Annotated in this window: 13 protein-coding genes; 5 read left to right on the top strand and 8 right to left on the bottom strand. The window is 74.0% G+C overall.

Annotated elements, in window-relative coordinates:
- Positions 1-108 precede the first annotated feature (108 nt).
- Positions 109-1,590: a serine/threonine-protein kinase gene (locus tag ACFXMG_RS19660; RefSeq protein ID WP_383829119.1), complete on the top strand. Its 1,482-nt coding sequence runs from the start codon at positions 109-111 to the stop codon at positions 1,588-1,590.
- Between the two features lie 11 nt (positions 1,591-1,601).
- On the opposite strand, the gene ACFXMG_RS19655 is transcribed toward ACFXMG_RS19660, so the two are convergent.
- Positions 1,602-2,756: an acyl-CoA dehydrogenase family protein gene (locus ACFXMG_RS19655; protein ID WP_383829117.1), complete on the bottom strand. Its 1,155-nt coding sequence runs from the start codon at positions 2,754-2,756 to the stop codon at positions 1,602-1,604.
- Positions 2,757-2,872: 116 nt separating this feature from the next.
- Here ACFXMG_RS19655 and ACFXMG_RS19650 point away from each other — a divergent pair, with 116 nt between their 5' ends.
- Positions 2,873-3,478, top strand: a complete 606-nt coding sequence (locus ACFXMG_RS19650) for a TetR/AcrR family transcriptional regulator (protein ID WP_383829115.1) — start codon at positions 2,873-2,875, stop codon at positions 3,476-3,478.
- A 56-nt stretch (positions 3,479-3,534) separates the two neighbouring features.
- A complete protein-coding gene (locus ACFXMG_RS19645) occupies positions 3,535-4,839 on the top strand; it encodes an ROK family protein (RefSeq protein ID WP_383829113.1) in 1,305 nt (434 codons plus the stop codon).
- 826 nt (positions 4,840-5,665) lie between these two features.
- Here the strand turns inward: ACFXMG_RS19645 and ACFXMG_RS19640 are convergent.
- The 5 genes from ACFXMG_RS19640 to ACFXMG_RS19620 form a co-directional block, all read right to left on the bottom strand.
- Complete coding sequence (locus ACFXMG_RS19640; protein ID WP_383821361.1) at positions 5,666-6,805, bottom strand: XdhC family protein; 1,140 nt, start codon at positions 6,803-6,805, stop codon at positions 5,666-5,668.
- A 38-nt stretch (positions 6,806-6,843) separates the two neighbouring features.
- On the bottom strand, positions 6,844-8,316 hold the full coding sequence (locus tag ACFXMG_RS19635; RefSeq protein WP_383821358.1) for an NCS2 family permease: 1,473 nt from the start codon (positions 8,314-8,316) through the stop codon (positions 6,844-6,846).
- 275 nt (positions 8,317-8,591) lie between these two features.
- Positions 8,592-10,979: a xanthine dehydrogenase subunit D gene (gene pucD / locus ACFXMG_RS19630; protein WP_383821356.1), complete on the bottom strand. Its 2,388-nt coding sequence runs from the start codon at positions 10,977-10,979 to the stop codon at positions 8,592-8,594.
- Positions 10,980-10,981: 2 nt separating this feature from the next.
- The gene (locus ACFXMG_RS19625) at positions 10,982-11,569 is read right to left on the bottom strand and encodes a (2Fe-2S)-binding protein (protein ID WP_383821353.1); all 588 of its coding nucleotides are present in this window, start codon (positions 11,567-11,569) and stop codon (positions 10,982-10,984) included.
- A gap of 2 nt (positions 11,570-11,571) precedes the next feature.
- Entirely contained in the window at positions 11,572-12,462 is an 891-nt protein-coding gene (locus ACFXMG_RS19620) for an FAD binding domain-containing protein (protein WP_383821351.1), read from the bottom strand.
- A 317-nt stretch (positions 12,463-12,779) separates the two neighbouring features.
- Here ACFXMG_RS19620 and ACFXMG_RS19615 point away from each other — a divergent pair, with 317 nt between their 5' ends.
- Positions 12,780-14,474: a PucR family transcriptional regulator gene (locus ACFXMG_RS19615; RefSeq protein WP_383821348.1), complete on the top strand. Its 1,695-nt coding sequence runs from the start codon at positions 12,780-12,782 to the stop codon at positions 14,472-14,474.
- A 282-nt stretch (positions 14,475-14,756) separates the two neighbouring features.
- On the top strand, positions 14,757-15,560 hold the full coding sequence (locus ACFXMG_RS19610) for a hypothetical protein (RefSeq protein WP_383821345.1): 804 nt from the start codon (positions 14,757-14,759) through the stop codon (positions 15,558-15,560).
- 61 nt (positions 15,561-15,621) lie between these two features.
- Here ACFXMG_RS19610 and ACFXMG_RS19605 read toward each other — a convergent pair whose 3' ends face one another.
- Together ACFXMG_RS19605 and ACFXMG_RS19600 are read right to left on the bottom strand one after the other, a co-directional pair.
- Positions 15,622-17,247, bottom strand: a complete 1,626-nt coding sequence (locus ACFXMG_RS19605; RefSeq protein ID WP_383821343.1) for a WD40 repeat domain-containing protein — start codon at positions 17,245-17,247, stop codon at positions 15,622-15,624.
- Between the two features lie 120 nt (positions 17,248-17,367).
- Entirely contained in the window at positions 17,368-18,246 is an 879-nt protein-coding gene (locus tag ACFXMG_RS19600) for a GntR family transcriptional regulator (RefSeq protein WP_383821341.1), read from the bottom strand.
- Between the last annotated feature and the right edge of the window lie 65 nt (positions 18,247-18,311).

Here is an 18,311-nt window from a genome sequence, read left to right as displayed (position 1 = left end):
CACGGAACCGTCACTCCTGGCACGCCCCCGGCGGTCCGTCCAGGACTGGCCCGAGCCCGCTCCCCTCTGAAAGGATCACCCCTCCAGGCACACGAATTCGGGGGCACCGTGCAGGAGTTGCAGCCGGACGATCCCGCGTCGATCGGCCCGTACCGCCTCTCGGCGCGGCTCGGCGAGGGCGGGATGGGGCAGGTCTTCCTCGCCGAGTCCCGCAGCGGCCGGCGGCTCGCCGTGAAGGTGATCCGCCCCCAGATCGCCGCCGACCCGGGCTTCCGGGAGCGGTTCCGCCGCGAGGTGGCGGCGGCCAGGACGGTCGGGGGCTTCTGGACGGCGCCGATCGTGGACGCCGACCCGGAGGGGCTCGTCCCCTGGGTGGCGAGCGACTACATCGACGCGCCCGATCTGGCGGTGCTCGTACGCGACCGGGGCCCGCTCCCCGAGCCGGAGCTGCGCTCCCTGGCGGCCGGTCTCGCCGAGGCCCTGGAGGCGGTCCACCGGGCCGGCCTGGTCCACCGCGACCTGAAGCCCTCGAACATCCTGGTCACCGGGACGGGCCCGCGCGTCATCGACTTCGGCATCTCGAAGGCAGCCGAGGGCGCCACGGCCCTCACGGACACCGGCCTGGTCGTCGGCACCCCCGGCTACATGAGCCCGGAGCAGGCCACGGGCGAACCCGTGGGCCCGCCGACCGACGTCTTCGCCCTGGGCGCGGTCCTGACGTACGCCGCCACCGCCCGCGCCCCCTTCGGCGAGGGCCCCGCCCCCGCGCTCCTCTACCGCGTCGTCCACGACGCCCCGGACCTGGACCGGGTGCCCCCGAGCCTGCGCCCCCTGATCGCCGCGTGCCTGGAGAAGACCCCGCAGAGGCGCCCGTCCGCCTCCCGCGTCCTGGACCTGCTGAGCCCGGACACCCCGGCGCCCGCCCCGGCACCCGCCCCGGCACCCGAGGCCCGGCCCCGTACCGCCGACCGCGCGGTCCCAGAGACGGCCCGGTTCCCGGCGACGGCGCAGGCCCCGAGGACGGAGGGGCTCTGGGAGACGGTGGAGGTGAGCGCGGGTCTGCTGGACGCGCCGAGCCGGCGGACGGAGAGCGGGGGCTGCCTCGGGATCTTCGGCGGGCTCGCCCTCGTGCCCGGCGCGATCGTCCTCGCCTTCTTCGCGCCCTGGCCCGCCACCGCCGTCACCGCGGCGATCGGCCTGCTCGCCTTCGTGCTCGGGGTCGTCGTCACCAACGGTGCGCCGCCCGTCCGGCGGACCGTCCAGCTGACCGCCCTCCACCTCCACTGCCGGTTCCAGGACCGGCGCTGGTCCTCGCCGTGGCCGGACGTCGCCCACGTCACCGTCCGGCCCACGAGGGAGGGCGCCCGGGGCGAGCGCCACTGGCAGCTGGTCGCCACCCTCCAAGAGGGCATGACCGCCCCCGCCGGCTTCGCCCGGAAGGGCGAGCGGCAGGGCGCCATGGGGCTCGATTTCGACGCGTCGGAGGACCCCCGCCCGGCCCTCCGCCGCCTCGACGAGACCCTGCACCGCTTCGCCGGGACGCGCTACTCCCCCGACCCGGCCCTCACCGCCTACCTCGACCGCCCCTGACCGACCGACCCCTACTTCTCCGGGCGCGCCAGCCCCCGGCTGATGACCAGGCGCTGGATCTGGTTCGTGCCTTCGAAGATCTGCATGATCTTCGCTTCGCGCATGTAGCGCTCGACCGGGAAGTCGCGGGTGTAGCCGTAGCCGCCGAGGACCTGGACGGCGTCGGTGGTGACCTTCATGGCCGTGTCCGTGGCGATGAGCTTCGCCGCGCTGGCCTGGCGGCTGAAGGGGCGGCCGAGGTCGCGGCGGCGGGCGGCGTCGAGGTAGGTGGCGCGGGCGGCGTCGACGGCGGCGGCCATGTCGGCGAGGAGGAAGCCGAGGCCCTGGTGGTCGACGATCCGGCGGCCGAAGGTGGTGCGCTCGTTGGCGTAGTCGACGGCGGCGTCCAGGGCGGCCTGGGCGAGACCGGTGGCGCAGGCGGCGATGCCGAGGCGGCCGTTGTCGAGGGCGCTGAAGGCGATCTGGAGGCCCTGGCCCTCGGTGCCGATGAGCCGGTCCTCCTCGATGAGGGCGCCGTCCCAGTAGGCGGAGGTGGTGGGGACCGCCTGGAGGCCCATCTTGCGCTCGGGGGCGCCGAAGGAGAGGCCGTCGGCGGTGCCGGGGGCGAGGAAGCAGGAGACGCCGTGGCCGCCGGGGGCGGTGCGGGCGAAGAGCGAGTAGAAGCCGGCCTTGCCGCCGTGGGTGATCCACGCCTTGGTGCCGGTGATCCGGTAGCCGCTGCCGTCCTCCTGGCGCTCCGCCTTGCAGGAGAGGGCGGCGGCGTCCGAGCCGGCCTGCGGCTCGGAGAGGCTGTAGCCGCCGACGAGGCGGCCCTCCAGCATCGCGGGGAGCCAGCGCTCCTTCTGCGCCTCGGTGCCGAAGGCGTACAGCGGGTGGCAGGCCAGCGTGTGGACGCTGGTGGCGACCGCGACGGCGGCCCAGCGGGCGGCCAGCTCCTCCAGGACCTGGAGGTAGACCTCGTACGGCTGGCCTCCGCCGCCGTACTCCTCGGGGTAGGCGAGGCCGAGCAGGCCGGCCCGGCCGAGCGTGGCGAAGAGACCCTCGGGATAGGTCTCGGCGGCCTCGTGTGCGTCCACCCGCGGAGAGAGCTCGTTGTCGGCGATCTCGCGGGTGAGGGCGATGAGGTCCGCCGCCTCGGGGGTGGGAAGCAGGCGGTCGACATCCATGGCGACTCCATCGGCGCGCAAAGTGGTACTCGGGCTGGTACTCCAGTACCGCTAAAAATAGCGCACGTGTCGTCGGACGCCACCCCTCCGACCTCACGGCCCGGCATACTGTTCGGGTGATCGAGACCTCCGCCGCCGACGCCCCGAAGCTCACGGGCCGCGGAGCGGCACGCCGCTCCGCGCTCTTCGAGGAACTGGTCGCCCTGCTCGTCGGCGAGGGCTTCGCCCGGCTGACCCTCGACGACCTCGCCGCCCGGCTGCACTGCTCCAAGCGCACCCTGTACGGCCTGGCCGGCAGCAAGGAGCAGCTGGTCAGAGCGGCCGTCGTGCACTTCTTCCGGCGCGCCACGGCACGCGTCGAGGCCGTCCTGGCCGCCGCGAGCGGGCCCGCCGAACGGCTCGCCGCCTATCTGCGGGCCGTCTCCGCCGAGCTGGCGCCGGTCTCCCCGCAGTTCTTCGACGACGTCGCCGCCTTCGAACCGGCCGCAGAGGTGTACGAGCGGAACACCCGCGCCGCCGCCGGCCGGGTGCAGCAGCTCATCGAGGAGGGCGTCACCGCCGGCGTCTTCCGGGAGGTCCACGTGGCCTTCGCCGCCGACGTCATCGCCTCCGTGATGGTCCGCATCCAGCGCCGCCAGGTGGCCGCCGCCACCGGCCTCGCGGACGCCGAGGCGTACGACCAGCTGGCCGAGCTGCTGCTCAGCGGACTGCGCCGGGCCTGAGGCGGCCCCGGAATGACCCACCTCCGTCCGTTGGACCACTACCGCGAGGGGCCCCAGTGACCAGACCGAACGGCCGGACCGTGCGGGACCTGCGGCGCGAGAACCGCACCGCGGTCCTCCGGCGGCTCTACTTCGACGGTCCCATGAGCCGCTTCTCGCTCGGCCCCGCCACCGGGCTCAGCTCCGGCTCGGTCAGCAACGTGGTCGCGGAGCTGGTCGCCGAGGGGCTCGTCGAGGAGGCCGGCAGCGTCGACTCGGCCGGCGGCCGCCCCCGGATCCTGCTGCGCGTCGCGCCCGCCAGCGGGCGCATGATCGGCGTGGACGTGGGCGAGACCCGGGTCCGGGTCGAGCTCTTCGACCTCACGCTCACCGAACTCGCCCGCGCCGAACGCCCGTTGTCCCCCTCGGTCGAGGGGAGCGAGCGGTACGAGGTCGGGGTCGTCGTCGAGCACATCCGCGAGGGCATCGCCGAGGTGCTGCGCACGGCGGAGGTCCCCGCCGAGGAGCTGCTGGGCGTCGGCATCGGCGTCCCCGGCATCGTGGAGCACCCCGCCGAGGGGGGCGCCCTGGTGCACGGGCAGACCATCGGCTGGGACGCGGTGCCGCTGGAGCGGCTGCTGCGCGAGGCGGTCGACCTGCCGGCGGAGGTGCCGTACCGGATCGACAACGGCGCGAAGACGCTCGGTCAGGCCGAGATGTGGTTCGGCGCGGGGCGGGGGGCGAGCAGCGCGGTCGTCGTCCTCTTCGGCTCCGGCGTCGGCGCCTGCGTGACCACCGATCCGCTGAGCCCCGGCCGGGCGCTGGAGTGGGGCCACCTGAAGGTACGGGTCCGCGGGCGGCGCTGCCGGTGCGGGGCCGAGGGCTGCCTGGAGGCGTACGCGGGGGCCTCGGCGCTGCTCGAACGGTGGCGGGAGGCGGGTGGGCACCCGCCGGCCGGCGCGGACGAGGAGACGGCGCTCGCGGCGATGGCGGCGGCGGCGCGGCCCGAGGACGGGGGCGCGCCCGATCCTTCGGCGGTCGCCGTCCTGGAGGAGACCGCCGAGTACCTGGGCGCCGGTTTCGCCGACCTGATCAACCTCTTCCAGCCGGAGCGGATCCTCGTCGGGGGCTGGGCGGGCCTGCTGCTGGGTCCGCGCTTCCTGGCGACGGTGGAGGAGCACGCGCGCGCGTACGCCCTGACGTACCCCGCGGCGAGGGTCACCCTGGCGATGGGCACGTTGGGCCCGGACGCGGTGACGGTAGGCGCGGCGAGCCTCCCCCTGGCCGACTTCTTCGCCCGAGGCGGCCGCAGAACCCCTCCCACCCCTCCAGAAGCCCCCCCACCCTGGACAGCAACCCTCCACCCCCGAACAACCCCCTGACCACCACTCCGTAGCAGTCACCCCCGCGCCTGGGCCTACCCGGCACACGTTCCGCCAGGGCGGTACCCACCCCGGCGCCCGGCGCTGCGCGGGTGCCGCCGCCGCTCCGTTGTGGGCATACGTTCCGCTAGGGCTGTGCCCACCCCGCGCCCGGGCCCGCGCGGGCGCCAGGCCGCCGTTTCGTTGTGGGCATACATTCCGCTGGGGCGGTGCCCACCCCCGCGCCCGTGCGGGCGCGGGGCCGCCGCCGTTGCGTTGTGGGCACACGTCCCGCTAGGGCTGTGCCCACCCCGCGCCCGGGCCCGCGCGGGCGCCGGGCCGCCGCCGTTTCGTTGTGGGCACGCGTCCCGCTAGGGCGGTGCCCACCCCCGCGCCCGTGCGGGCGCCGAGCCGCCGCCGTTTCGTTGTGGGCAATCGTTCCGCTGGGGCGGAACGGGTGGGCACAACGGAACGGCACCCTTCGCGGGTGCCTCCGCACCGGTGCCTGGACCCGCACCAGTACCGCTCCGTACATCCGGTGCGGGTTCAGGCGCGGGAAGCCTAGGCCCGGCAAGGGGCGCCGTCCCGTGTGCCCACCCGTCCCGCCCCTAGCGGGACGCATGCCCACACGGAGGTGCGGCAAAGGGCGCCGTCCAGCGCGGCGCGGGCACACGCGGGGTGCGGCGAAGGGCGCCGGCCCGTGGGCGCGGGCACACACCAGGGGTGCGACCTCAGGACGCCGTCCCGCGGGCGCGGGCCCGCACGGGCAGGTGCGGCGGAGGGCGCCGTCCTGCGGGCGCGGGGCCGCACCGAGGGGTCGCGGGGGGCGCCGGCCGGCAGTGGCGGGTCAGGCTACTGAGCCTATGTGGCCGGCTACTGGGGGGTTCGGGCCGTCGTGGTGGATGGGGGTGTGGGCGCCGGTGAGGGACGCGCCGGTACCGCCTCGACGGTTGGCCACGATCTCCGCGCCGATCGAGAGGGCCGTCTCCTCCGGGGTGCGGGCACCCAGGTCGAGGCCGATCGGCGAGCGCAGACGCGCCAGCTCGAGTTCCGTGACGCCGACCTCGCGCAGCCGCTTGTTGCGATCCTCGTGCGTCCGGCGAGAGCCCATCGCGCCGACATAGGCGACGGGAAGCTTGAGCGCCGCCTGGAGGAGGGGGACGTCGAACTTCGCGTCGTGCGTCAGCACGCACAGCACGGTCCGGCCGTCGACCTCCGTCGACTCCAGGTAGCGATGGGGCCATGCGACGACGATCTCGTCGGCCTCGGGAAAGCGCAGCGCGGTCGCGAACACCGGCCGCGCGTCGCAGACGGTGACGTGGTACCCGAGGAACTTGCCGACCCGCACCAGCGCGGACGCGAAGTCGATGGCACCGAAGACGATCATGCGGGGAGCCGGCACGGAGGACTCCACGAGCAGCGTCAGCGGCTGCCCGCACCTGCTCCCGTCCTCACCGATCTCCACCGTGCCCGTGCGGCCCGCGTCGAGCAGCGCCCGAGCCTCGGCCGCGGCGGTGCGGTCCAGCTCGGGGTGGCCGCCGAGCCGCCCCTCGTACGAGCCGTCCGGCCGGACCAGGAGCGCCCGGCCCATCAGGTCCTCGGGGCCGGAGGCGATCCGGGCGAGGGCCGCCGCCTCCCCCGAGACGGCGGCGGCCAGCGCGGCGGGGAAGACCCCGCCGCGGACCGGGGTGACGAGGATGTCGATGATGCCGCCGCAGGTCAGGCCGACCGCGAAGGCGTCCTCGTCGCTGTAGCCGAAGCGTTCGACGACGGTCCTGCCGTCCTCGAGGGCCGCCTGGCACAGCTCGTACACCGCGCCCTCCACACACCCGCCGGAGACCGAGCCGATCGCCGTGCCCTCGCTGTCGACGGCGAGTGCGGCGCCGGGCTGCCGGGGCGCGCTGCCGCCGACGGCCACCACGGTGGCCACGGCGAAGTCGCGTCCCTGCTCGACCCACCGGTGCAGCTCTTCGGCGATGTCCAGCATGTCGGTCTCCTTGGCGGTGTGGGAGGGGCGGTCGGGCGTCAGCTGACGCCCATCCAGCTCTCGATCGGGTGAAGGGCGAAGAACACGATGAAGATCGCGGTCAGGCACCACATGAACGCGCCAACCTCGCGGGCCTTGCCCTGCGCCACCTTGATGACGGCGTAGGCGATGACGCCGGCCGCGACGCCCGGGGTGATGCTGTAGGTGAACGGCATCAGCACGACGGTCAGGAAGACCGGGATGGCGACGGAGCTGTCGCCCCAGTTCACGTGCTTGGCGTTCATCATCATCATCGCGCCGATGACGACGAGGGCGGCGGAGCCGACCTCACGGGGCACGATCTGGGTGATCGGGGTGAAGAAGAGACAGGCCGCGAAGAACAGGCCGGTGATGACCGAGGAGAAGCCGGTACGGGCACCCTCGCCGACGCCGGTGGCGGACTCCACGAAGACGGTCTGGCCGGAGGCGCCGGAGACGCCGCCGATCGCGCCGCCCGCGCCGTCGATGAACAGCGCCTTGGACAGGCCCGGCATGCGGCCCTTGTCGTCGGCGAGGTTGGCCTCGGTGCCGACGCCGATGATGGTGGCCATCGCGTCGAAGAAGCCGGCGAGCACCAGGGTGAAGACGATCACGCCGACCGTGATGTAGCCGACGTCGCCCCAGCCACCGAAGGAGACGTCACCGAAGAGCGAGAAGTCCGGGGTGGAGACCGCGCTGCCCTTGAGCTCCGGGGAGCCGTTGGCCCAGGCGCCCGCGCCCTTGGCCGGGATGTCGGCGACCGCGTTGACGATCAGCGAGATGATCGTGCCGGCGACGATGCCGATGAGGATCGCGCCCGGGACCTTGCGGGCCTGGAGGGCGAAGATCGCGAGCAGGGTGACGGCGAAGATCAGGACGGGCCAGCCGACCAGCTCACCGCCCGCGCCGAGGGTGACCGGCGGGCCGAACTGCGGGCCGGCGCCGACGAAGCCGGCCTTGTTGAAGCCGATCAGCGCGATGAAGAGGCCGATGCCGATGGTGATGCCGTGCTTGAGCGGCAGCGGGATGGCGTTCATGATCATCTCGCGGAGACCGGTGACCACCAGGAGGCAGATCACCAGACCGTAGACGACGCACATGCCCATGGCCTGTGCCCAGGTCATCTGGGGCACCACCTGGGTGGCGAGCACACCGGAGACGCTGAGGCCGGCCGCGAGGACCAGCGGCACCTTGCCGACGAAGCCCATCAGCAGGGTGGTCACCGCCGCCGCGAGGGCGGTCGCCGTGATGACGGCGGAGGAGGACAGGACGTTCTTCTCGACGTCCGGGCCTCCGAGGAGGATCGGGTTGAGCAGGAGGATGTACGCCATCGCCATGAAGGTGGTGACGCCACCGCGGATCTCCGTGCCGACGGAGGATCCTCTCTCCGAGATGTGAAAGTACCGGTCGAGCCAAGAGCGTCCGGCGGGGTTGCGCGAGCCGGAGCCCGCGTCTTCCGAGGCGGTCTTGGGCTCCACAGACGACTGGGTCATGGGGCCTACTCCCAAGGTTCAAAGGGGCACCCGCATCAGACTTCGGAGCTCATTGACTGGGAAGCTGACGTGAAGCTGCGGGATTTGGGATATTTCGTTGGCTGCACGACCCGGGGGACGGCCCGAGACGAACGGGGTACTGCGGTTACTGCTGGTCCTGCGGGTACTTCTGGGCACTGCGGTTACTGCGGGGCACTGCTGGGGTGTACTGCTCCGGGCGGTGCGGGCTGGGAAGGTGTGACGCTCCCTGGGAGGCACGCACCGCCCGGAGGGTCCTACAGGGTGCCGGTGAGCGCTTCGGGGCGGACCGGCGTCTTGTTGAGCTCCAGGCCCGTCGCCGCCCGGATCGCCGCGAGGACGGCCGGGGTGGACGACAGGGTCGGGGCCTCTCCGATGCCCCGGACGCCGTACGGCGCGTTGGGGTCGGCCAGCTCGAGGTAGTCGACCGGGATGGTCGGCGTGTCGAGGATGGTCGGGATCAGGTAGTCCGTGAAGGAGGGGTTGCGCACCTTCGCGGTCTTCGGGTCGACGATGATCTCCTCCATCACCGCGACGCCCAGGCCCTGGGTGGTGCCACCCTGGATCTGGCCGATCACGGAGAGCGGGTTGAGCGCCTTGCCGACGTCCTGGGCGCAGGCCAGTTCGATGACCTTGACCAGGCCGAGCTCGGTGTCGACCTCCACCACCGCGCGGTGGGCGGCGAAGGCGTACTGGACGTGCCCGTCGCCCTGGCCGGTGACGAGGTCGAACGCCTGGGTGGGGCGGTGCCGCCACTCCTCCTCGATCTCCACGGCCTGGTCCTCCAGGACGTCCGCGATGCTCGCGAGAGCCTCGCCGTTGTCCGTGACGACCTTGCCGCCCTCCAGGAGGAGTTCGGCGTTGGCCCACGCCGGGTGGTACGAGCCGAACTTGCGCCGGCCGATCTCCAGCACGCGCTCGCGGACGAGTGCGCAGGAGTTCTTGATGGCGCCGCCGGTCATGTACGTCTGGCGGCCCGCGGAGGTCGAACCGGCCGAGCCCACCTGCGTGTCGGCGGGGTGGATGGTGACCTGCTGGACACCGAGCTCGGTACGGGCGATCTGCGCGTGGATCGTCACGCCGCCCTGGCCGACCTCCGCCATGGCGGTGTGGACCAGCGCGACCGGCTCGCCGTTGATGACCTCAAGACGGATCTTGGCGGTCGAGTAGTCGTCGAAGCCCTCGGAGAAGCCGACGTTCTTGATGCCGACCGCGTAGCCGACGCCGCGCACGACGCCCTCGCCGTGCGAGGTGTTGGACAGGCCGCCCGGCAGCGCGCGGACGTCCGCGCCCTCGCCGGCGGTCTCCCACTGGCGCTCCGGCGGCATCGGGCGGGCCTTGACCATGCGCAGCAGCTCGGCGACCGGGGCCGGCGAGTCGACGACCTGGCCGGTCGGCATGATCGTGCCCTGCTCCATGGCGTTGAGCTGGCGCAGCTCCACCGGGTCCATGCCCAGCTTGGCCGCGAGCTTGTCCATCTGCGCCTCGTAGGCGAAGCACGCCTGGACCGCGCCGAAGCCGCGCATGGCGCCGCAGGGCGGGTTGTTGGTGTAGAGGCCGATCGCCTCGATCTCGACGTCGTCGATGACGTACGGGCCGACCGAGAGGGAGGAGGCGTTGCCGACGACCGACGCCGTGGACGACGCGTAGGCGCCGCCGTCGAGGACGATCTTGCACTTCATGTGCGTGAGCTTGCCGTCCTTGGTGGCGCCGTGCTCGTAGTAGAGCTTCGCCGGGTGCCGGTGGACGTGCCCGAAGAAGGACTCGTACCGGTTGTAGACCATCTTGACCGGCTTGCCGGTGCGCAGGGCGAGGATGGACGCGAGGATCTGCATGGAGATGTCCTCGCGGCCGCCGAACGCGCCGCCGACGCCCGCCATGGTCATGCGGACCTTCTCCTCGGGCAGGCCGAGGCAGGGGGCGATCTGCTTGAGGTCCGAGTGCAGCCACTGGGTGGCGACGTACAGGTCGACGCCGCCGTCCTCGGCCGGTACGGCGAGGCCGGACTCGGGGCCGAGGAACGCCTGGTCCTGCATGCCGAAGGTGTACTCGCCCTTGACGATGACGTCGGCGCGCTGGGCGGCCTCGTCGGCGTTGCCGCGGATGATCGGCTGGCGGTGCACGATGTTGGGGTGCGGGACGTGACCGGAGTGGTGGTCGTCGCGGTTCTCGTGGACCAGGATCGCGTCCGGGGCGAGGGCGGACGCCTCGTCCGTGATGACCGGGAGCTCCCGGTACTCGATCTTGATCTTGGCAGCGGCGCGGCGGGCGGTCTCCGGGTGGTCGGCGGCCACGAGGGCGACCGGCTCACCGTGGTGACGGACCTTGCCGTAGGCGAGGACCGGGGTGTCCTGGAACTCCATGCCGTAGTTCTTCGCGGCCGGCAGGTCCTCGTGGGTCAGGACGGCGTAGACGCCGTCCATCACGAGGGCCTCGGAGGTGTCGATGGACACGATCTCGGCGTGCGCGACGGTGGAGCGCAGGATCTGGCCCCACAGCATGTCCTCGTGCCACATGTCCGAGGAGTAGGCGAACTCACCGGTGACCTTGAGGGTGCCGTCGGGGCGCAGCGTGGACTCGCCGATGCCGCCCTTGACGTGGTTCTGGGTGACGTCGCGGGGGATGCCCGTGGTGGTACCAGCCATGATCAGACCGCCTCTCCCTGACGGGCGGCCGCCAGGCGGACCGCGTCGAGGATCTTCTCGTAACCGGTGCAGCGGCAGAGGTTGCCGGAGAGCGCCTCGCGGATGTCCGCGTCCGTCGGGGACGGGTTGCGCTCCAGCATCTCGTCGGCGGCGACCAGCAGACCGGGGGTGCAGAAGCCGCACTGCACGGCGCCGGCGTCGATGAACGCCTGCTGGATCGGGGAGAGTTCGATGCCCTCGCCGGTCTGGGAGTCCTGACCGGGCTTGGCCTCCCAGCGCTTGGCGGCGTCGATGGAGGTGCCGCAGGCGCCGGTTCCGCAGCCGGCGTGCTCCGCGCGCTCCTTGGCGAAGTCGGCGAGGCCCTCGACCGTGACGACCTCGCGGCCCTCGGCCTGGCCGGCGGCGACCAGACAGGAACAGACCGGCACGCCGTCGAGGCGGACCGTGCAGGAGCCGCACTCACCCTGCTCGCACGCGTTCTTGGAGCCGGGCAGGCCCAGACGCTCGCGGAGCACGTAGAGAAGGGACTCGCCCTCCCAGACGTCGTCGGCTTCCTGCGGACGACCGTTGACCGTGAAATTGACGCGCATGGTTATGCAGCTCCCTCAAGCGTGCGGCCGGCGCCGCGGTACTGCTCCCAGGTCCAGCCGAGCTGGCGGCGGGCCATGATTCCGACGGCGTGGCGGCGGTACTTGGCGGTGCCACGGACGTCGTCGATCGGGTTGGCGGCGCCCGAGCAGAGGTCGGCGAACTGCTTCGCGATCGACGGGGTGATGATCTTGCCGTTGTCCCAGAAGCCGCCCTCCTCCAGAGCCGCGTTCAGGAAGTTCTCGGCCTCCTTGGCGCGGATCGGGGTCGGCGCGGCCGAACCGATGCCGGTGCGGACGGTCCGGGTCTCCGGGTGCAGTGCCAGGCCGAAGGCGCAGACGGCGATGACCATCGCGTTGCGGGTGCCGACCTTGGAGTACTGCTGGGGGCCGTCCGCCTTCTTGACGTGGACGGTCTTGATGAGCTCGTCGGGCTGGAGCGCGTTGCGCTTCACGCCGGTGTAGAACTCGTCGATCGGGATGAAGCGGCTGCCTCGTACCGACTCGACCTCGACCTCGGCGCCGGCGGCGAGGAGGGCGGGGTGGGCGTCACCGGCCGGCGAGGCGGTGCCGAGGTTGCCGCCGACTCCGCCGCGGTTGCGGATCTGGGGGGAGGCGACCGTGTGGGACGCGAGCGCCAGGCCGGGCAGCTCGGTCCGCAGGTTCTCCATGATCTGCGTGTACGGAACGGAAGCGCCGAGTCGGACGTTCTCCTCGCCGACCTCCCACTCGCGCAGCAGCTCGATGCGGTTCAGGTCCAGCAGGTACTCGGGGCGCCGGTGGTCGAAGTTGATCTCGACCATGACGTCGGTACCGCCGGCGATGGGCACGGCCGTGGGGTGCTCGGCCTTGGCGGCGAGCGCCTCCTCCCAGCTGGCGGGGCGAAGGAAGTCCATGGTGGCTCTCTTCTAGTGATTCTGGTGATCGGGGTCGGACGACTGGGCCCTGGGGGACGTTCGGCCCTCGACTTCGGTGTTCATGTCCTGTTCACGCGGTGTGTGGCCTAGTACACAAGCCAGCCGGGCCCGTGTGCAGTAACCGAAAACATGAAGGAGTTGGCCGGTGCCCCGGCACGTCTTGTAGATTCGAACGAAAGACGGGGAACGGTCACCTCGCCGTTTCCCCCTGGAAACGGCTGCACCACCTGACCGACCCCTACCGTCGAATACCCGACAACCTCACCACCCACTCGAAGGAACGGCGGCGACACACGATGCGGCTGCGCGCACTGCTGGAGAACGACGCGCTCGGGCTGCGCCTGCTGGGCGGCGAGGACGAGCTGGACCGCTCGGTCCGCGGCGTGATGACCACGGACCTCAAGGATCCCAGCCGGTACCTCTCCGGCGGCGAGCTGGTCCTCACCGGCCTGGCCTGGCTGCGGGAGCCGGCCGACGCCGAGCCCTTCGCCCGGATCCTCGCCTCGGCGGGGGTCGCCGCGCTCGCGGCCGGCGAGGCCGAGCTGGGCGCCATCCCCGACGATCTCGTGGAGGCGTGTTCGCGCCACCGCCTGCCGCTCTTCGCGGTCAACGAATCCGTTGCGTTCGCGACGATCACCGAGCATGTCGTTCGACAGGTCTCCGGTGAGCGGGCGGGCGACCTGGCGGCCGTCGTGGACCGGCACCGGCGGCTGATGACCTCCGGCCCGGCCGGTGGCGGCCCGGAGGCCGTACTCGACCTCCTCGGCTCCGACCTGGACCTGCGGGCCTGGGTCCTCTCCCCCACCGGACGGCAGATCGCGGGCGCCGGGGAGCCCCTGGACCCGGCCCTCGCGGCCGGTCTGGCGGGCGAGCACCTGGCCGCCACCCGGACCGGCCGGCGCGGCCCGCACCGGCTGCACGTGCACGGCACCGCGTACTCGCTCTTCCCGATCCGGAACACCGGCCGGGCCGCCGCGCCCGCCTCCCGCGACGTCCGCGAGACCGTCCTGTCCGACTGGCTGCTGGCCGTCGAGGCGGACGCCGGGGACTGGCCGGCCGCCCGGCTCGACCTGCTCCAGGGCGTCACCCAGCTGATCTCCGTCGAGCGCGACCGGCGCGACGCGGCCCGCACGGTGCGCCGCCGGCTCGCCCAGGAGGTCCTCGAACTGGTGCAGACGGGCGCCGCGCCCGCCGAGATCGCGGCCCGGCTGCGGGTCGCCGCCCCGGTGCTGCTGCCCGGCCTCGGCGCGGCCCCGCACTGGCAGGTCGTCGTGGCCCGCGTCGAGTGGGACCAGGAGGGCGGGCAGGCCCCGGTGGAGGCCGGCCCGGTCACCCAGGCGCTCCTGGAGGAGATCCTGGTCGACCCGGCGACCGTCGGCGCCGAGTCCGCCGACCGGATAGCGGTCGCCCACACCGGCGACGAGGCCATCGCGCTGGTGCCGCTGGCCGCCGGACCCCTGCCGGAGAGCGAGGACGACGGCCCGGCGCCCTCCCTGGGCCTGCACGCCGACGCCCTGCTGGCGGCGGTACGGGCTCCGCTCTCGTCCGGCCTCGCCGACGACGGGCGGCTCACCCTGGGCGTCAGCGCCGCCGTGCACTCGGCGGAGGGCCTGCGCGGCGCCCTGGAGGAGGCCCGGCACGCCCGCCGGGTGGCCGCCGCCCGCCCCGGCCGGGTCTGCGCCGCCGGCCACCACGAGCTGGCCTCGCACGTCCTGCTGCTGCCCTTCGTCCCGGACGACGTGCGGCGCGCCTTCACGGCCCGTCTCCTGGACCCGCTGCGGGACTACGACCGGCGCCACCGCGCCGAGCTGATCCCGACCCTGGAGGCGTTCCTGGACTGCGACGGCTCCTGGACGCGCTGCGCGACCCGGCTGCACCTGCACGTGAACACGCTGCGCTACCGGGTCGGCCGCATCGAGCAGCTCACCGGCCGGGACCTGTCCCGCCTGGAGGACAAGCTCGACTTCTTCCTGGCCCTGCGGATGAGCTGACCGGTTCCGGAATTCACTCCTTCGGTTGAGTCCGGAGGAGTGAGGACCGGGCCTCGCGCGGCCCCTCCGGCGCGGCCCGCCGCACCACCGCCCTCCCTGATCACCGCCGTGATCACGGGCCCCAACGCCCCCTGACGCCCCGTCGGACCCGGTCCCGGCGGGGCGTCACACGCGTCACGCGGCTTTGTGAAATTTTTCACCCGACCCCTTGGCCGCGTGCGGCCGTTCGTGCTGAGATGCCGTCCTACTCAACAGCTCGATGGCGCGCTCGGGGAGGGCAATGTGGCGGACACCGCCATGTCTGGTTCCGAATCAGGGGGCGGTGGAAGTCCGTCCCCCGCCTACGGCAAGGAGACTCCGGTGGAGACCGCCATATGGCGGCTCCGCTCCCGCGGCTGCTGGTCCGACGCGGCGGCGCTGCTCGCCCCCCGCGCCCACGAACCGGCCGCCGCGCTCGAACGGGCCGCGCTGCTGATCGAGCGCTGCCTCTACACCGAACAGGGCTGGGCCGAGGCCGAGGAGGCGCTGCGCGCCGCCGAGGCGGTCGCGAGCAGCGACGAGGAACGCGGGGCGGCGGCCTGCGAACGCGGCTACCTCGCCTACGCCTCCACCCTCCTCGGCGTCCGGGACCGCGCCGACGAGGCCCGGATGGCACTGGGGCGGGCCGCCGCCCTGATCGCCCCCTCCGAGGCGGGCCGCCCGCTGCTCGACTACCGGCGCGGGCTGATCGCCCAGAACCTGGGCGACTCCCCGCAGGCCGCCCGCGCCGCGTACCGCCGCGCGCACGCCGGAGCCACCGCGCAGGGCGACTCGCTGCTGCTCTCCTCCACCTGGCGCCATCTCGCCGGTCTCGCGCTGCGCGAGGGCGAACTGGCGGAGGCCCGGCACGGCTTCGCCGAATCGCTGCGCATCCGGGAGGAGTTGGGCTATCTGGTCGGTACGGCTCCGGCGCTCACCGCGCTGGCGGACACGGAGACGGAGCCGGAGGCGGGCCGGCTGCGCGCCGAGGCCCGCCGCCTGTTCCGCCTCCTCGGGGGCGTACCGACGTGGCTGGCGGGGCAGTTGACGCCCCGGACGGCCATGTGACGGCGTCCGTAGGCGGGTTCCGGTGACCTGAAATCGCCGGGTTTTCCTCCAGGACGGTCCGTCATCCCCCCTGCGGTTCCAGGCAGATGAGGCTCTCGTCGGTACCGACGAGGAGCGCTCCGGTGGCGGTGACGGCGACGGCGCGGACGGCGGGCCCCGGGCGGAAGGCCCGGCGTCCGCCGCCCTCCGGCGCGATCAGCTCGACCCGGCCGTCGGCCCAGGCGACCGCGACGAGCGGGCCGCCGGGAGCGGGCGCCGCGTGCAGGGCGACGACCGGCGCCCGGCGCTCCGCGAGCGGTTCGGGCACCGGGGCGCGGCCGGGGGTCCAGAGCCGTACGGTGCCGTCGGCGCCGCCCGAGCAGACGAAGGGGGTCGCGGACTCGACGGCGGTCACGGCGGTGACCCGGCCGCTGTGCGAGGCGGCCTGGTGGAGGCCGTTGACCCCGAAGGCGTGGACCGAGCCGAGCCGGTCCCCCACCACCACCGAGCCCGCGATGGCGGCGAGCGCCGTGCCCGGGTGGCGGGACAGGGTGGTGGAGACGGCCTCGGTGAGCCGCTCCAGATAAGGGGGACGGGGCGCCGTGCCCCGTACGGTGTGCAGCCGGCCGCGCTCGTCGAGCAGCAGGACCGTGCCGTCGGCGGTGGGCGCGAGGGCGGTGATCCGGCCCTGGACCCGGTGGGCGAGCCGCCCCTCGCCGGAGGCGTCGGTCTCCCGCAGCAGCCGGACGGTGCCCGTGCGGTCGCCGACCAGGACGAGATCGGCCGAGGGCCCGCCGGCGGTCGCGCCGAGCACCGCGACCGGGCCGGGCCACGGCGGGGAGACGTCCCCCCGGTGCCGGGCCCAGCGCACCCGCCACGGCGCCGGGGCCGCCTGCGCGGCGAGCGCGGGCCGCAGCCGGGGGTCGGCGCCGTCGCCGAGCGCGGTGAGCAGCACCAGCGCCCGGCCGGCGGGTCCGTCCGCCGCGCACAGCGCCTGCCCGGCCCGCAGCCACGCGTCGCGGAGCCCGCCGTGGTCGTCGGCGGAGTGGGTGGTGTAGCCGGTGGTGACGAGGAGCGGGTCGGCGGCGCAGACGGCGACCGGGTCGGAGAGGTCGGGGAGGGCCGGGGCGGGCGGCGGGTGCCCGGGGCCCTCGTCCCCTTCGAGGTCGACCACGGTGGTGCGGGCGGCCCGGGGGGTCCGGGTGCCGGTGCGGGCCTCCACGACGAGGCGGATCCGTCCGATCTCGGCGAGCCCGGCGAGCAGGTCGGCGACGGCGTCCGGTTCGGCGGCGGCGTGCAGGTCGGTGAGGAGGAGCACGGTCCGCCCGGTGCGGCGGGCCTCGCTGGTGGCGAGCGCCTGGCCGAGGTCGGCGGGGGTGCGGGCCACCACGCCGAGGCGGTTCGCGAGCGTCCAGGCCACGCCGAGCGCGCTCTGCCCGGCGAGCGGGACGAGGATCCGGTCGGTCCTGGCGCGGCCGCGCCTGGCCCGGGTGGCGTGGGCCGCGAGCCAGCCGAGGAGGGCGGTCTTGCCGCTGCCGGGGGCGCCGGTGACCAGGCAAAGCCGGGGCGCGTCGGGGTCGGTGAGCCACCCGAGGAGCGCGGCGGCCCCGGGGTCGGTACCGGCGGGGGTGCCCCCTCGCTCGTACGAGGCCGAGGGCTTGGAGGATGGTCGGCGTCCGTCCGCCGGGGACGGGGTCGCGGACGGCATGGGGCACCTCACGGGCGACGCGGTACGAACGGCTGTCGCCCCCGACCTTAGTAGGCGAAGGCCGCGCTGACCGCCCCCTCGGGAGGGCCGGCTTCCGGGACCGGCGGGGCCGGGGCCGGCTCAGCCGTCGGCGCCGGTGAAGTGCTCGCGGACCAGGGACTCGACGACCGGGAGGTCGTGGGCGGTCAGGGCGTCGAGGAGGGCGCTGTGCTCGGCGGCGTCGGCGACGAGGTCCGCGTGGCGCGGGACCGGGGCGCTGAGGAGGGGCCACTGGGAGCGGCGGTGGAGGTCGTCGGCGATGACGAGGAGCTGCTCGTTGCCCGCGAGGGCGAGGACCGCGCGGTGGAAGGCGCGGTCGGTCTCCCAGTAGTGCGCGCGGTCGCCCCGGGCGGCGGCGGCGCCGCTGGCCTCGGCGAGCGGGCGGAGCTCGGCCCAGCGGGCGGCCGGGACGGTGCGGGCGAGCCGCAGCATGACCGGGACCTCGATCAGGGCGCGTACCTCGGCCAGCTCGGCCAGCTCCCGGGCGGTGCGGACGACGACGCGGAAGCCCCGGTTGGGGACGACCTCGACGGCGCCCTCGACGGCGAGGCGCTGCATGGCCTCGCGGACCGGGGTCGCGGAGACGCCGAAGCGCTCGCCGAGGACGGGGGCGGAGTACACCTCGCCGGGCCGCAGCTCCCCGGCGACGAGGGCGGTGCGCAGCGCGTCGAGGATCTGCCCCCGGACGGAGTGGCGCCGCACGGCGCGCGGCCCGTCGCCGGGAAAGGAGGGGAGAGGCGCCTCGCCGTGGGTGTGCTCACCCCGCGCCTGCTCGGGCACGCGCACGGCCTCGCCGGGAAGGGACCCGTACGCGCCGACGGTGGCCTCGCACGCGCCGGCCGCGGTTCCGTCCGCGTCCGGTACGGCTCCGTACGCGGTGTCCGTACGCGCTCCGCCGGGGTCGCCGAATCGCACGGACGGTCCCTCCGTCGCCCGCTCGCGCGCTGCGCCCTGCTCCACCCGGGTCCTCCTGCGGCCTCGTGCCGGGCCCGGCTCGCGATACCGGGGTCCCCTGTGCACGATAG

This window comes from Streptomyces sp. NPDC059201 (assembly GCF_042754585.1).
In the GTDB taxonomy this organism is placed as follows: domain Bacteria; phylum Actinomycetota; class Actinomycetes; order Streptomycetales; family Streptomycetaceae; genus Streptomyces.
Note: the sequence above shows the minus strand (reverse complement) of the source record. Positions and strands in the feature narration are given on the sequence as shown.